General features: G+C 72.5%; 20 protein-coding genes. 9 read left to right on the top strand and 11 right to left on the bottom strand.

The annotated features are described in order from the left end of the window. Position 1: 1 nt before the first annotated feature. Entirely contained in the window at positions 2–664 is a 663-nt protein-coding gene (locus K1Y72_RS17710; protein WP_220167452.1) for a serine hydrolase, read from the top strand. On the opposite strand, the gene K1Y72_RS17715 is transcribed toward K1Y72_RS17710, so the two are convergent. After that, entirely contained in the window at positions 627–1,256 is a 630-nt protein-coding gene (locus tag K1Y72_RS17715) for a LysE family translocator (protein ID WP_220167453.1), read from the bottom strand. The genes K1Y72_RS17710 and K1Y72_RS17715 overlap by 38 nt on opposite strands. Positions 1,257–1,401: 145 nt before the next feature. Between K1Y72_RS17715 and K1Y72_RS17720 the strand changes: the two genes are divergently transcribed. Together K1Y72_RS17720 and K1Y72_RS17725 are read left to right on the top strand one after the other, a co-directional pair. Continuing rightward, on the top strand, positions 1,402–2,154 hold the full coding sequence (locus tag K1Y72_RS17720; RefSeq protein ID WP_220167454.1) for an alpha/beta fold hydrolase: 753 nt from the start codon (positions 1,402–1,404) through the stop codon (positions 2,152–2,154). Beyond that, entirely contained in the window at positions 2,141–2,596 is a 456-nt protein-coding gene (locus K1Y72_RS17725) for a MarR family winged helix-turn-helix transcriptional regulator (protein ID WP_220167455.1), read from the top strand. Before K1Y72_RS17720 ends, K1Y72_RS17725 begins: the two co-directional genes overlap by 14 nt. On the opposite strand, the gene K1Y72_RS17730 is transcribed toward K1Y72_RS17725, so the two are convergent. Beyond that, the gene (locus K1Y72_RS17730; protein WP_258572617.1) at positions 2,547–4,040 is read right to left on the bottom strand and encodes an MFS transporter; all 1,494 of its coding nucleotides are present in this window, start codon (positions 4,038–4,040) and stop codon (positions 2,547–2,549) included. The two genes, K1Y72_RS17725 and K1Y72_RS17730, sit on opposite strands and share 50 nt — an antisense overlap. A gap of 116 nt (positions 4,041–4,156) precedes the next feature. Between K1Y72_RS17730 and K1Y72_RS17735 the strand changes: the two genes are divergently transcribed. After that, positions 4,157–4,486, top strand: a complete 330-nt coding sequence (locus K1Y72_RS17735) for an ArsR/SmtB family transcription factor (RefSeq protein WP_220167457.1) — start codon at positions 4,157–4,159, stop codon at positions 4,484–4,486. 238 nt (positions 4,487–4,724) lie between these two features. Here the strand turns inward: K1Y72_RS17735 and K1Y72_RS17740 are convergent, their stop codons facing one another. From K1Y72_RS17740 to K1Y72_RS17755, 4 genes are all read right to left on the bottom strand, one after another. After that, positions 4,725–5,723, bottom strand: a complete 999-nt coding sequence (locus K1Y72_RS17740) for a hypothetical protein (RefSeq protein WP_220167458.1) — start codon at positions 5,721–5,723, stop codon at positions 4,725–4,727. Positions 5,724–5,996: 273 nt separating this feature from the next. Continuing rightward, on the bottom strand, positions 5,997–6,386 hold the full coding sequence (locus K1Y72_RS17745) for a PadR family transcriptional regulator (protein ID WP_258572619.1): 390 nt from the start codon (positions 6,384–6,386) through the stop codon (positions 5,997–5,999). A gap of 174 nt (positions 6,387–6,560) precedes the next feature. Continuing rightward, a complete protein-coding gene (locus tag K1Y72_RS17750; RefSeq protein WP_220167459.1) occupies positions 6,561–7,448 on the bottom strand; it encodes a DUF1963 domain-containing protein in 888 nt (295 codons plus the stop codon). 138 nt (positions 7,449–7,586) lie between these two features. After that, positions 7,587–8,036, bottom strand: coding sequence for an ATP-binding protein (locus K1Y72_RS17755; protein ID WP_220167460.1), 450 nt, complete (start codon positions 8,034–8,036; stop codon positions 7,587–7,589). A 98-nt stretch (positions 8,037–8,134) separates the two neighbouring features. Between K1Y72_RS17755 and K1Y72_RS17760 the strand changes: the two genes are divergently transcribed. The 5 genes from K1Y72_RS17760 to K1Y72_RS17780 are packed head-to-tail and all read left to right on the top strand — an operon-like array spanning position 8,135 to position 9,756. Continuing rightward, positions 8,135–9,013: a helix-turn-helix domain-containing protein gene (locus K1Y72_RS17760; RefSeq protein ID WP_258572622.1), complete on the top strand. Its 879-nt coding sequence runs from the start codon at positions 8,135–8,137 to the stop codon at positions 9,011–9,013. Beyond that, on the top strand, positions 9,004–9,189 hold the full coding sequence (locus tag K1Y72_RS17765; protein WP_220167461.1) for a DUF397 domain-containing protein: 186 nt from the start codon (positions 9,004–9,006) through the stop codon (positions 9,187–9,189). Before K1Y72_RS17760 ends, K1Y72_RS17765 begins: the two co-directional genes overlap by 10 nt. Positions 9,190–9,192: 3 nt before the next feature. Beyond that, positions 9,193–9,378 carry a DUF397 domain-containing protein gene (locus K1Y72_RS17770; RefSeq protein WP_220167462.1) on the top strand — a complete coding sequence of 62 codons (186 nt, stop codon included), beginning with the start codon at positions 9,193–9,195 and terminating at the stop codon, positions 9,376–9,378. Positions 9,379–9,381: 3 nt separating this feature from the next. Further along, positions 9,382–9,567: a DUF397 domain-containing protein gene (locus K1Y72_RS17775; RefSeq protein WP_220167463.1), complete on the top strand. Its 186-nt coding sequence runs from the start codon at positions 9,382–9,384 to the stop codon at positions 9,565–9,567. A gap of 3 nt (positions 9,568–9,570) precedes the next feature. Beyond that, entirely contained in the window at positions 9,571–9,756 is a 186-nt protein-coding gene (locus tag K1Y72_RS17780; protein ID WP_220167464.1) for a DUF397 domain-containing protein, read from the top strand. Positions 9,757–9,961: 205 nt separating this feature from the next. Here K1Y72_RS17780 and K1Y72_RS17785 read toward each other — a convergent pair whose 3' ends face one another. The 5 genes from K1Y72_RS17785 to K1Y72_RS17800 form a co-directional block, all read right to left on the bottom strand. Beyond that, the gene (locus K1Y72_RS17785; protein ID WP_220167465.1) at positions 9,962–10,201 is read right to left on the bottom strand and encodes a hypothetical protein; all 240 of its coding nucleotides are present in this window, start codon (positions 10,199–10,201) and stop codon (positions 9,962–9,964) included. 162 nt (positions 10,202–10,363) lie between these two features. Then, the gene (locus K1Y72_RS17790; RefSeq protein WP_220167466.1) at positions 10,364–10,846 is read right to left on the bottom strand and encodes a GNAT family N-acetyltransferase; all 483 of its coding nucleotides are present in this window, start codon (positions 10,844–10,846) and stop codon (positions 10,364–10,366) included. A gap of 49 nt (positions 10,847–10,895) precedes the next feature. Next, entirely contained in the window at positions 10,896–11,624 is a 729-nt protein-coding gene (locus K1Y72_RS36350) for a hypothetical protein (protein WP_258572625.1), read from the bottom strand. Further along, the gene (locus K1Y72_RS36355; protein WP_258572627.1) at positions 11,543–12,832 is read right to left on the bottom strand and encodes an FtsX-like permease family protein; all 1,290 of its coding nucleotides are present in this window, start codon (positions 12,830–12,832) and stop codon (positions 11,543–11,545) included. The genes K1Y72_RS36350 and K1Y72_RS36355 overlap by 82 nt, the downstream gene beginning before the upstream one ends. Before the next feature lie 116 nt (positions 12,833–12,948). Beyond that, positions 12,949–13,635 (bottom strand): ABC transporter ATP-binding protein, encoded by a 687-nt coding sequence (locus K1Y72_RS17800; protein ID WP_220167467.1) that lies wholly within the window; start codon positions 13,633–13,635, stop codon positions 12,949–12,951. Positions 13,636–13,706 lie beyond the last annotated feature (71 nt).

A 13,706-nucleotide genomic window follows, 5' to 3' on the forward strand; every position in this document is an offset into this window, starting at 1 on the left:
CATGCGGATCTCGGCGGCGCTCCTCGACCGCCGCACCGGCCGCGCCCTCGCCTTCGGCGACGGCGGCCCGTTCGCGGCGGCGAGCATCGTCAAGGTGAACATCGTGGCCGCCCTGCTCCGGCGCGGCCACCCCCTCACCGCCGAAGAGCGGACCCTCTGCGCCGCCGCGATCCGCACCAGCGACAACGACGCGACCACCGCCCTGTGGACCCGCCTCGGCGGCGCCCCCGGCCTGGCCGCCGCCAACCGCGCCCTCGGCCTGCGCTCGACCGTCCCGCACCCCGCCTGGGGCCGAACCCTGACGACCGCCGCCGACCAGATCCGCCTTCTGGACCCCCTGACGCGTCCCGGCAACGCCTTCCTGCTCGACCTCATGGCCGACGTCCACCCCGATCAAGCGTGGGGCGTGAGCGCCGTCGCCCGCCCCGGCGAATCCGTCGCCCTCAAGAACGGCTGGACCCCCCGTGACGCGGACGCCGGAGCCTGGACGGTCCACAGCATCGGCCGCCTCACCGGCCCGGACCGCGACCTCCTGATCGCCGTCCTCTCCGGCGGCCACCCGTCCCTCCCGGACGGCATCACCGCAGTGGAACGGGCCGCCGCCCGCGCCGCGGCCCGAAGCGCGGTCAGCGTTCGACGGCCAGGCGGACGCCCAGCCCGATGAACACGCCGCCGGTCGCGGTGTCCATCCGGCGCCGCACCGCCGGCCGCGCGCGCAGCCAGCCGCCGATCCGGCCGGCCAGGACGCCGACGAGGCCGTCGGCGAGGAACTCCAGGACGATCAGGACGGCGCCGAGGACGGCGAACTGCGTCCAGACCGGTCCCGCGGCCGGAACGATGAACTGGGGCAGGAAGGCGACCATGAACGTGAAGGTCTGGGGGTTGGCCGCCGAGCACACCACGCCGTTGAGGAACGCGCGCCGTCCCGACATCCCGACCGCCGCCGGATCGTCGACCCGGCCGTTCTTGCGCTGCCGGATCGTCTGGACGCCGAGGTAGATCAGGTAGGCGGCGCCGCCGAACCGCAGCACCGTGAACACGACCGGGAACGCGGTCAGCAGGACGGCCAGGCCGGCGGCGGCCGCGACGATGTAGAGCGCGTCGCCGGTGATCACGCCGGCGGTGGCCAGCAGCCCCGCGCGGGCGCCGCCGCGCATGCCGCAGCCGAGCACGAACAGCATGTCCGGCCCCGGCGTGACCAGGGCGACGAGGGTGGTGACGGTGAACACGGCGAGCAGATGCAAGTCGATGGGCATGCGGTGATCTTCGAGTCCGGCGCGCCGCGCGGGCAATCGATTAACCGAGCGCGGCGCGGCGGCTCCGCACCGCCGTCCCGACCCCCCGATCCCGCCGGCCGGCCAATTAGTTGACACGACATACATGTCGTGTAATCTAATGCCCATGACGAACGAGACGACGCTGGTCCTCATCCCCTGCTTCTCCGGCGCCCCGTGGGAACCGGAGCGGCTGACCCCGCTGGCCGGCCGCCCGCTGCGCACCCTGCGGCTCCCCGAGAACCTCGACGACATCGAGGAGTACGCCGACGCCGTCGCGGCCCAGATCGCGGACCTGGACGACTTCGTGCTGGTCGGCGACTCCTTCGGGGCGGTCATCGCGCTCGCGCTGGCCGTCCGCCGGCCCGCCGGCCTGCGCGCCCTGGTCATGTCCGGCGGGTTCGCCGCCAACCCGATCTCCTCGCCCGTGTGGAAGACCGCCATGCGGGTCATGGGAAGGCTGCGCGGCCCCCTCTACCGGCAGCTGGTGCTCCGCGCGCACGCCCACCGGCTGGCCTCGCCCCACGACGGGGAGGGGCAGGTGCGCTGGAGCCGGGCCGACAGCCGCCGCCTCTTCCTGGACAACACCCCCGCCCGGTCCTTCGGCGCCCGCGCCACCGCCGCCCTGTCCGCCGACTACACCGGCCGCCTGGACGACATGCGGGTGCCGGCGCTGATCCTGACGCCGTCCCACGACGTGCTGATCGGCGAGGACGCCGCGACGGCCCTCCGCCAGGGCATCCCCGACGCCCGCGAGGTCGTCCTGGACCGCACCGGGCACATGTTCCGCTTCACCCACCCCGAGACCTACGCCCGCGCCGTCGAGGACTTCCTGACCGGAACGGTCGAGCGCCGCGAGGTGGCCGGTGCGGCCCGCTGAGGAACTCCGCTACCTCATCCTCGCCGCGCAGCGGGAGGGCAACCGGCTGCTGGGGCGGGCCCTGCGCCCCCTCGGCGTCACCTCCTCCCAGGCCGAGGTGATCCGCGTCCTGCAGGAACGCGCCCCGCTCACCCTGAACGGCCTGGGAGACCTGCTGGTCTGCGAGAGCGGCAACAGCCCGAGCCGCCTGGTCGACCGGCTGGTCACCCTCGGCCTGGTCAACCGCGACGTCGCGGGACACGACCGCCGCCACGTCGAACTGTCCCTGACCGAAGAGGGGGACCGGCTCGGCCGGCGGATCGCGCGGATCGAGGAGGAGCTCTACCGGTCCATCGACGCCGCCGCGGGCGGGCGCGACGTCGACGAGGTCCTCGCCTTCCTGCGCGCCTTCGTCAGCGACCTGCCGGCCGGCCGGGCCCTGGCACGCCGCGCGGGCCGCTGACCGGCGGCGGCACGACGGGTCGTGCCGCCGCTTCGGGGGCGTCACCTGCTCCGGGCGCGGTACGGCGGCGCAGGGTCAAGGCCACCAGCGCGCCCGCCGCGATGCCGGCGGCCGCCAGGTACACGGCCGCGCGGACCCCGCCGGCCTCGGCGTGGCGCAGGGCCTGGCCGGTCAGGCCGCCGACGCGGGCGTTGGCGACCGCGACCAGCACCGCCAGGCCGACGGCGCCGCCCACCTGCTGGGCGGTGGAGGCCATGCCCGAGGCGATGCCCTGCTGGTCGGTCCGCACGCCGGAGGCGGCGGCGATCCACATGCCGGTCCAGGTCATGCCCTGGCCGAGGCCCGAGACGACGATGCCCGGCAGCAGGGCGGCGTAGGAGGCGTCGGCGGCGACGCCCCGGGCCAGCAGGGCGGTGCCCAGCGCGCCGGTGATCAGGCCGGTCAGCAGGGTGGCGCGCGTTCCGGCGCGGCCGGCCAGGCGTTCGCCCAGCTGGGTGCCGGCCGCGATCACCACGGAGGGCGCCAGGAACGCCAGGCCGGTGCGCAGCGCGCTGTAGGAGTGGACGCCCTGCAGGTAGACGGTCAGGAAGTAGGGCAGCGCGCTGAAGGTGCCCATGAACACGAACGTGATCGCCATCCCGGCGCGCAGGTCGGGGTTGGCCAGCAGCCGCAGCGGCATCAGCGGCGCGGCCGTGCGCGCCTCGATCACCACGAACGCCGCCAGCAGCACCGCCGCGGCCGCGACCGCCGCCAGGATCCGCGGCGAACCCCAGCCCGACTCGGGCCCCTGCACCAGCGCGAACACCAGCAGCGTCACCCCGGCGGTGGCGGTCAGCGCTCCGGGCAGGTCGAAGCCGCGCAGCACGGGGCGTCCGGAGTCGCGCCGCAGCAGCACCGGCGCCAGCAGCGCCGCGCCCCCGGCCAGCGGCACGTTGACGTAGAACACCGACGCCCAGCCGAAGGCGTCGGTGAGCACCCCGCCCAGCAGCGAGCCCAGCGTCAGGCCGCTGGCGCCCGCGCCGCCCCACACCGCCAGGGCCCGGTTGCGCTGGGCGCCCTCGGCGAAGGTCGTGTTGATCAGCGACAGGGTCGCGGGGAACAGCAGCGCCCCGCCCAGCCCCTGGACCGCCCGGGCCGCCACCAGCAGCCCGGGCCCGCCGGCCAGCGCCCCCACCAGCGAGGACGCCGCGTACAGGCCCAGGGCCAGGGTGAACATCCGGCGCCGGCCCAGCCGGTCGGCGGCCCGGCCGCCGAGCAGCAGGAACCCGCCGAAGGCCACCGCGTAGGCGCTGACCACCCACTGCAGGGACTGGTCGGAGAAGCGCAGCTCGCGGCCGATCTCGGGCAGCGCCACGTACACGATGTTGAAGTCCAGCGAGATGACCAGCTGGGCGAACGCCAGCAGCGCCAGCGCCCAGGCGGGCCGGACCCGTGGTGCGGACATGGGGGGCTCCATTCGTACGACTGTTCGGAACATTCGAACAATGTGTTCGTACGGAACCCTCGTACAATGGGTCGGTGCTGTCAACTCACTGTACGAAGGTCCCGTACAGTGGGGGCATGGCTGTGCTGCACCATCCCGACCGCGATCAGATTCAGCTCGTGGAGGTCCTGCACGCCCTCGGCCACCCGATCCGGCTGGCGATCGTGCGGGCCCTGGCCTCGGGCGAGGAGACGTTCTGCGGCGCCATCGACGTCGGCGCCCCCAAATCCACCCTCACCGGCCACTGGCGGGTACTGCGCGAAAGCGGCGTCATCCGCCAGCGTCCCGAGGGCCGCAAGCTCTACCTCACGCTGCGCCGCGAAGACCTGGAGACGCGCTTCCCCGGCCTGCTCACCCTCGTCCAGGCCGACCACCCCCAGAACGCCCGCCCCGCCGAAACGCACTAGCAGGACAAGCCGCCACCCGCACGACCGCTCTTCCTCCACGCACAGGACTGAGGCGTCTACAACGCGCCGTCGTCGTCCAGGGAAGTGGCCTTGAGGCGCTGCCCGGGGCCATAGCGTCCAGGCTGATGTCCGAGCGGCTGATCCCCCTGGCCGGGTCGGCCGGCGGCTGCGCGGGGTCGGCCATCGCCACGTCGCCGCCCGCCACGCGGTCGAAGCCATCGAGCGGACCCGTAGTCGATCACGCCCAAGGGTCGTCCGATGCCGGCTCGGCGTCGTCGGGGTGGAGCAGTCCGCGCAGGCAGCGGCGAAGTCCCGTCTCACCCCCGTGGTCCACGGCGCGCATCCACGGCAGCGACGCCATCAGACGGGCCGTCTCGTCGGTCGCGCAGGCGTCGAGTGCGGCGAGCAGGCCCGCCGTGGCAGGTGCCTCGGTCAGGCACAGCCACCCGAACGCGGCACCGACCCGCACCGCGGGCGGCGCCCCGGGATCCGACCACAAGGCCCCGATCCAGGTCAGACACCCGGCGTCAGGGTGTTCGCACGCCAGCTGCGCGAGCGCGAGAACCAGGCCGGCGCGCACCACCGGATCGGCCTCGATGCGCAGACGTACGTGCAGGGCATTGCGGACATCGCTGATGCGTCCGGACGCCACCGCCCCTGCGTAGGCCGCTGCGACGCGCACTTCGGATGCGGGATCGTCCAGCAGCGCCGTGACGAGGTCGAGATCGGCGGCGATCGCGTCACGAGCGGCCTCGATCCCCCAGTGCCCCGGGTAACCGCTCGGCTCGAACCGCCGCTCGCCATCGGACGAGCGCAGCAGCTCCTCGCGGGTGCATCGGCCAGGACCCGGCGTCCACTGCGCGATGCCCGCCGCCAGCTCCAGTGCACGAGCCCGGCACTGGCCGCGCGGGTCGGCCGCGATGCGAAGGAGGAACGGCACGGCCAGCGCCACCACCGACCAGGCGCCGTTGGCCAGCTCCCCGTTCAGGCAGCGCAGTGCCTCGCGCACCGCATCGGCGTCATTGGAACGCAGGCACGCCACGGCGTCACGGGTCTCGGGTCCGCGAGGAAAGCGCTCCCACGGGACACGGCCGTAGGCGAACACGTCCTTGGCCCTTGGAGAGATCGACGCCCTTACGGCACGAACATCGAGCGGACCGCCCACGTGCGCCTCCACGTCCCCGCCCATGAACGCCCGTCCGACCGCCCGGTAGACCGGATCGCTCTCCCGCTGCATCGTCCGCATTCCCCCCGAAACCAGATCGGCCCTTCCGCTGCCGACACTGTCAAAGCCCCGCCGGTCGGCTCATGACGACGCATCATCCGTCCAGTGCGACACCGACCCGCACCATCGGCGCAATGGTCGGCGAGATCCTCGGCGTGGTGGAGACCGCGGGCAGGGTCGTGATCGCGGGTGGGAGTGGGGACGAGGACGGGCGAGAGGGCGCCGGCACAGGCGCGCGCGACTGCATGGGCGATGCCGAGGGCGGACTTGAGGGCATGGGCGGTCTCAAGAGGGCTGATGAAGTCGCCGGGGGCCGAGGCGGTCATGTGGTGCCTCCGGCGGAGCGGGCCGCAGCACGGGCAGGCCGGTGACCTGGGTGCGGGCTTGCGCGAGGGCGATGCGGGCGCGCTCGGCACCATCGGGGGTGAGCTTGTAGTAGCGGCGGCGGGGCCGGCCCTGCTCGGCCGGATCCGCGTCCTCCCACCGCGACTCCAACCAGCCCAGCTTCTCCAGGCGGGCAAGGATGGGGTGCACCGTCCCCGACGGCAGCCCGGCGGCCTGCCCGATCTGCAGCCCGTAGAACTCGTGCGTCCACTCTTCCAGCAGAGCCCGCAGCACGAGTTGCGTCGGCAGCGTCATGCGCGGCGCCGCCGGACCCTTCTCACGTCCGACCATGCTCCAGCTCTACCTAGGGGCTAGGTAGAGAACAAGTGTCCCCGTGCGCCGGTCCAGGCGGCCCGTGCGCCATGACGCCCTGGCGCCCATGAACGCTCGTCCTGAATCATCCCTGGTAGACGCGCCGTTGGGCCTGCCTCGGCCACCCGGCCGCAGAGGCGCAACCGAACCTGGTCACGGGGCCTTGAAGTCGGTCACGGCCAGCGCCTTGCCCACCCGAACGGCGGCCAGGTCGTCGTGGCGGATCACGAAACCCGTGCAGTATTCCTCGTAGCCAGGACGTTCTCTGACCAGAGAAATCCATTCGCTCGCCAGCCGGTGCCTTTCCTGCTCCAGGTGGGAATCCCATTTCGCGATAGGGATGGCGGGGATCTCCCCTGCCTTCTCGCGACCCGCGAGGGTCTGCTCGGCGATACTTTTGATCACCTCGTCGTCGGCGTATCCGCCGATGACGATGCCGGCGCCGGACGGCCAGAGGTCATGAGCCAGGGTCCGGAGTTCCTCCAGGTGCGGCAGGTCGTCCTCCATGTACCGGGCCAGCCGCTGCTGGAAGGGCGACATGTCCTCCCAGTCGAGGTCCTCCCAGTACTCGTGCCAGTCCTCGTCGCCCTCCTGGAGCCAGCGGGGCAGTTCGGCCCCGATCTCGGCGTAGAGGTCGAGTCGCTCACGGACGGGCACGGAACCGGGGACCTCCGCGACCGCAGTCTCAGCGCCCTCCGGTACGTACACGACCTGCGCGTACCTTCCGGAGTCGTCCTCGTGGTCCATCTCCTGGTCCACGAAGAAGAGCAGCGTCCCGCCCGTCGGCAGGTCGAAGCCGTCGACCCTCGGGAGCGCCCCGCAATCGACGGAGAGGAGCAGCGGTAGCGGACCGGTCCCGGCGGAAGGCCACTTCATGCCCACCGGCAGCCGGGGCACCCCGCCGAACTGCCCGACCGGAGAACCGTCGCCGCCCCCGAACAGCCCGATCGACAAGCGAAGATGCTCGCTGAATCTGCCGATCTCATCGTCCGGGACGCCCAACTCGAGCGCTGCCCGACGAAACTCCCCCCGATGATCCATGATCATGAAGATAGGCCCCTTCCGACCCGGCCGCGCCATCGGCGGGTTGGAGGGCACGGGCTGCACATGGTGGAGCGAGTGGCCGGTCCCCTTGGACCACCCCAGCGGATGCGCCACCGGCAAGCCGCGCATCGCCGATCAGGCCGCAGGCTCCTTGTAGTTCTCGCACAGGAGGGCCCATACGGTCTTGCCGCCGGAGACGCGGAAGTCGTAGCCCCACATACAGGCGATGCGGTCGATCATCGCGAGGCCGCGCCCGGACGTGCTCTCCAGGTCGATGCCGCCGTGCCGCATCTTCGGCTCGTCGTCGCCGCCGTCCCACACCTCGATCATGGGGCCGGCGTCCGAGCGGTACAGGCGGACGGTGATGTCGTCGTTTTCCCCGGTCCCGTGCAGATGAGCGTTCGTGACGAGCTCCGACGCGACGATCACGGCGATGCCGGCTGCGGTCTCGTCGAAGCCTTGCGCGTCGAACCAGAGCCCGACGAAATCGCGAGCGTTCTTCACGCTTTCCGGTCGCGACTTAATGATCAGGTGAGTGACGCCGTTCGCCGCCCCAGGCGGCTTGCCGTGCGGATTCTGGATCATGATTGATCGCCTTCGATGGACGGTTGTTCCCCCTGACCCATTCAGGCACCGGTTCTGTACTGTGAGTAACCAAGCGCAGCTCGCAGGTGTGCAAGTGGATGGACCGCCACCGCCCTTTGTTTGGTGGCGATTGGGTCGTACTTTGGCAGGGAGAGGTCGAGATCATGTCCCCGAAGCCCAACAAGGCCACCGTCTCCCCCAGCCTGCGAGCCTTCGGCAAGCGCTTCCGCAGCTACCGGGAAGCGAAGGGCTGGACGCAGGAGGCCGTTGCGGCACGCGCGAACAACGGCGCCGGAGTCAAGTACCAGTACATAGGCGCCATCGAGAACGGCCGCACTCGCTGCTCCCGCGAGTTCACCGAGATCATGGACCGTGAACTGAACGCGGGCGGCGAACTGATCGCCCTGTGGCAAGACCTTGTGAAGGACGCGGCGTTCCCCACCTGGTTCGACTGGCACATCGTTGAGAACGAAGCCCTGGAGCTGACCTCCTACAGCCTCAACCTGGTGCATGGGCTGCTCCAGACGCCCGAGTACGCCGAAGTCCTCTTGTACGGAGACAAGAAAGCAGTCGACGGCCGTATGAAGCGGCAAGAGGTGTTGGTGCGCAACGAGCCTCCGCCCCCCAACTGCTTGTTCCTCATCGACGAGGGGGTTTTGATCAGGGAAGTCGGGCGACCTGAGATCATGGCGGAACAGTGCGACGCCCTGATCGATGCCATATCACGTAAGGTAACGGTTCAAGTCGTTCCAATGCGCGGCGACCACCAAGGAAACATCAGTGCGTTCACGCTTGCGCTTCTACCGGACAGAAGAGAACTCGCCTATACGGAATGCGCGGCACGAGGTTTCACCATGGAAGACGCGGACGACATCAACACTCAGCGGCAAGTCCTTCGAGAGATACAGTCGCTGGCACTGCCCGTGAAGCAGTCGATTGAACTTATACACCAGATTAAGGCAGGCAGATGGACCTGAATGCAATGACTTGGCGAAAGTCGTCCCGCAGCGGCGGCAATGGCGGCGAGTGCGTCGAGTTGGCCGCGATGCGCGGTAGCGTCGCCGTCCGCGATAGCAAGGACCCGGAGGGCGACAGGATTCTGCTCGACCGGGCCAACTTCCGCCGCCTCGCTAACGCCGTCAAGGAGCTCTAGCCCATGCACCTGAGCAACGCCATATGGCGTAAGGCATCTCGCAGCGGCGAGAATGGCGGCGATTGCATCGAGGTGGCTGCGGTGCCCGGTAGCGTGGCCGTCCGCGACAGCAAAGAGCCCGAAGGCGGCGCGCTTCTGCTCGGCCGCACCAGCTTCCGTCGCTTCGCTAACGCGATCAAGGAGCTCTAGCGCATGGACCTGCGCAGGACTGCATGGCGCAAAGCGTCACAATCGACGGAGAACGGCGGGCACTGTGTTGAGCTTGCCGACTTCAGGACGGCCGTAGGCGTCCGCGATAGCAAGGCCCCAGGAGGCGGCGCGCTTCTGCTCGACCGCGCCGTCTTCCACCGCCTCGCTAACGCCATCAAGGAGCTCTAGCGCATGGACCTGGGCAATGTCGGGTGGCGGAAGTCCTCGCACAGTGCGGGCAACGGCGGCGAGTGTGTCGAGCTGGCCGCCGTGCCCGATAGCGTCGCCGTCCGCGACAGCAAGGACCCGGAGGGCGGGAGCCTTGTGCTCGGCCGCACTGACTTCCGTCGCTTCGTCGGTGCGATCAAGGAGCTCTGAGCATGACCGCCCGGTCGCTCGAAGTTGAGATGCGGCGTGTTGGGCTCTGTGGAGATCGAAAGAGGCCAACACGCCGCATCTCAACCTGAGATGGCCGGGTGGTCATGGGGGTGCGGGCGGGCAGGTGCCAGCGGGGGCGGGACGTCGAACGCCCCTCGGCCTGCGCGTGGAGCGCGCGGGCGAGGGGCGTTCGGGCCGCTGGAGGTTACGCCGCGAGTTCGTGGCGCGGGCGGTAGCGGATCTGGCGGGCCGTGGTGAGGGCCTCGGCCAGGGACAGGGCCCCCGGCGCCGGGACCGGCGGGACGGCGGCGGCAGCAGGGGCGGTGGGCTCGGCGTAGGCGTTCAGGGTCTGGTGGGCCAGTGCGGAGAGGCGCGGCTCGACGAGGGTCCGCTCGGCGGGCCCGTGGAGCTGCGCGTGGGTGAGATGGAACGTCGTTTCGTTCACGGCTACCCCTCTTCCTTCATCCGGCGGTTCGGTCCCCCCGCCCCGCCGGCCGGTGCGTCACCGGTCGATACGTGCCGAACGATCTCCCCGGTTCGGCACGGTGCGTGACTTCTCCCTCGTCACGGTGCGAAGGTACGGCCCGCCTCTGACATTTCCGGGGCGTCAGAGCAGCCGGTACATGACGTGCAGTCCGACATACCCATGGACGGGATGCCGGAATCCCTCGGGCAGTGTGGCGGCCACCTCCATGCCGAGCGACCGCCACAGGCGGACGGCGCGCTCGTTGGTCGACACCACCGCGTTGAACTGCATGGCGCGGTAGCCCGCAGCCCTCGCCCAGGCGAGCACGGCCTCGCCGAGGGCGCGGCCGGCGCCGCGGCCCTGGTGGGCCGGGTCGACCATGAAGCTCGCGCTCGCGATGTGCGAGGCGGGCCCCATGTGGTTGGCGCCGGCGTTGGCGCTGCCGAGGATCGTGCCGTCCGCGTCGACGGCCACGAGGGTGACCTCGTTGCCCGTCCAGAAGGTCCGGGCCTGCTCCTCGGTGACGTCGAGCGGCCACGAGAACGTCTCGCCGGCCCGCGCGATGTCCCGAACGAACGGCCAGATGCGCGGCCAGTCCGCCGAGGTCGCCTCCCTGATCTCCATGCCGCCCAGGATGGCGTGCTGACCTCGGCGGACGCCAACGGTTTTCCGGTCAGTCGGGGTTCGGCGACGGGTCGGACGCCATCGACCGCAGCAGCGGGCGGCTGAGCGCGCCCGCGCCGAGGATCCCGGCTACGCCGAGCGTCACGCACGCCAGCAGCGTGAGGACGTTGCCGGGACTCGGGGACGCGCCGAACGGCGACGCGAACACCGCGCCCGTGAGCAGCGACCCGCCGCCCATGACGGCGAGGGGGATCAGCGTCTCCTGCCGCCGCGCCCGGTCCAGGACGGCGAGGGGCGTGCCCGCGAGCGCCAGCGACGCGTAGGCGCGGCGGCGGTCCAGCACGGCGGACGCGCCGCTGATCCCGGCGCTGGTGACGGCGATGACGAACGACACGGCGAGCACCGTCAGCGACCCTGTGCGCAGGTCGGCCAGCAGGTAGGACGCCGCTGTGGTGTCGGTGCCGCGTATGGCGGCGGCGCCCGGCACCGAGCGCGCCAACACGGTGCGGGCCCGGTCGATCGCGGCCTCCCCACCCGGCACGGTGATCCGGGCCGTGTCGCCGTCGACGGCGACGGTGGCGCGAAGCCCAGCCAGCGGCCCGCGCACCCGGTCCGCGAGGGCGGCGGCGGACGGACCGGGGACGGTCACGTCGAGCCGGTCCGCCGGGCCGTCCCCCAATGCGGACACCGGCGGGTTCAGCAGCCCGAGGAAGCCCGCGACGAACCCCGTGAGCGCGACGCCCGCGACGGTCCGCCAGGCGGCGCGCGGGTCGTCCACCAGGCGGCGCCCGGCGAGCAGCCGGGCCGGGCGGCGCGCGGTGGCGACGGCGATCCGCCCGATGAGCGCCACCACCCACGGCCCGACCAGGTTGAGGCGAGGAACGCCGACCCGAGCAGCACCAGCAGGACCACCGCGCCCGCCCGCCCGAGCCCCGTCCAGGTCCCGGCGAAGACCGCGAAGGCCAGCAGGACGGCGGCGAGCGCGGCGACCCGCACGGCCCGCAGGCCCGGCGGCGTGACGCGGCGCGCGACGCCGAGCGGGCTCACCACGACGCGGCGGAGCCCTGCGGCGGCGCTCAGCCCGACCAGCAGCGGCACCGCGAGCAGCACGCCGAGCAGCCACGGCAGCGGCGGCCACAGGTCGGCGGCGTACCAGCCGCCGCCCCCGAACTCCAGGTGGACGAGCGCGGGCACCGCGAACGCGTACAGCAGCGCCCCGGCGACGGCGCCGCCGCAGGCGGTCAGCACCGCCTCGGCGACCGTCATCGCCACGACCTGGCCAGGCGTCGCGCCGACGAGGCGCAGCGCGGCGAGCCGCGCGTCCCGGCGCGCCACGGTGAGGCGGGCCGCCGCGCCCCCGAACACCAGCAGCGGGACGATCATCAGGACGGACGCGATCGCCGCGAGCACCCGGTACATCTCCGGGACGGTCGACACCGCGCCGCGCGCGAAGCGGTCGATGCGGACGGCCGGCGACGACCCCTCGTTGCGCAGCCGCTCCGCCGTCATCGCCGGGTCGCCCGGCGCGCGCCCGACGACCGCGACGAGCTCGCCGGGATGCACCAGCGCCGCGTCCCCGAGGTTCCCGGCACGGGCCGGGAAGCGGTCGGCGAGCTGGTCGGCGGGCAGGCGGCGCATCTGGGCGGCGAGCGCCGGGGACGTCCAGGTCTCGCCGGGGCGCGGGAAGCGCGGCAGGCCCGGCGGGACCGGCGCGGACGGCTCCAGCGCCGCCAGGTCCACGACCGTGACCGGCCGCCCCCGCACGTGGTCGGTGGACAGCGCCTCGACGGCCGTCGCCGTCCCCGAGGCGGCCGGGTGCCGCCAGGCGTCGGCGTCCGCGCGCTGCGCGAAGGCGTGGTCGGCCGCCGCCGCGAACAGCAGCAGCCCGGACGCGACGGTGACCGCCGCGAACGTCAGCAGCGGCCCGAGCAGCCCGCCGCCGCGCATCAACCGCCAGGTCAGCCCGAGGTTCACGAGCCCTGGCACGGATCTCACCGGACGCGCTGTCCCGGTCCCCACCCCGCGCCCACCATCGGCTCCCGCCCCGCCCCCGCCTCCGGTCTCCGCACCGCGCCCACCACCGGCCCCCGCCTCCGGCCGCCTCACGGCGCGCCCGCCAAGTGCGCGAGCCGCCCGTCGCGGACCTCCACGACGCGCCCGCACCAGCGCGCCACGCCCGGGTCGTGGGTGACGACGACGAGCGCCGCGCCGTTGCCGCGCGCGGCGTCCACCAGCAGCCGCATCGTGTCGTGCCCGGTGCGCTGGTCCAGGGCGCCGGTCGGTTCGTCGGCGAACACCACCGCCGGACGGGTGACGAGCGCGCGCGCTATCGCGACGCGCTGCGCCTGCCCGCCCGACAGTTCGCCCGGACGCCGCCGCTCCAGCCCGGCGAGGCCGAGCGGCCCGAACCAGGCGCGCGCGGCGGCGACGGCCGCGCCGCGCGCCGTCCCGTCCAACATCAGCGGCAGCGCGACGTTCTCGTCGGCGGGCAGTTCGGGCAGGAGCTGCCCGTGCTGGAAGACGAACCCGAAACGGGTGCGGCGGAGCGCGCTGCGGCGCCGCTCGCCGAGGTTGTCGATGCGCTGCCCGAACAGCCGCACCTCACCCTCGTCGGGGCGGACGATGCCCGCCAGCACGTGCAGGAGCGTCGACTTGCCCGAGCCGGAAGGGCCCATGACGGCGACGGTCTCACCCGGCGCGACGGCCAGGGAGACGCCGTCCAGCGCCACGGCCGCGCCGAACCGCCGGCGCAGCGCCGTCCCGGCGAGGACGGGGTCCAGAGCGTTCATGCACCCAGCGTGCGGAACCGGACGGGACCGGCGCATCGGACTCCGGGCCGGTCCTGCGGCGGCAGGATCGG

It is taken from the genome of Actinomadura parmotrematis, assembly GCF_019458805.1.
Classification (GTDB): Bacteria; Actinomycetota; Actinomycetes; order Streptosporangiales; family Streptosporangiaceae; genus Spirillospora; species Spirillospora parmotrematis.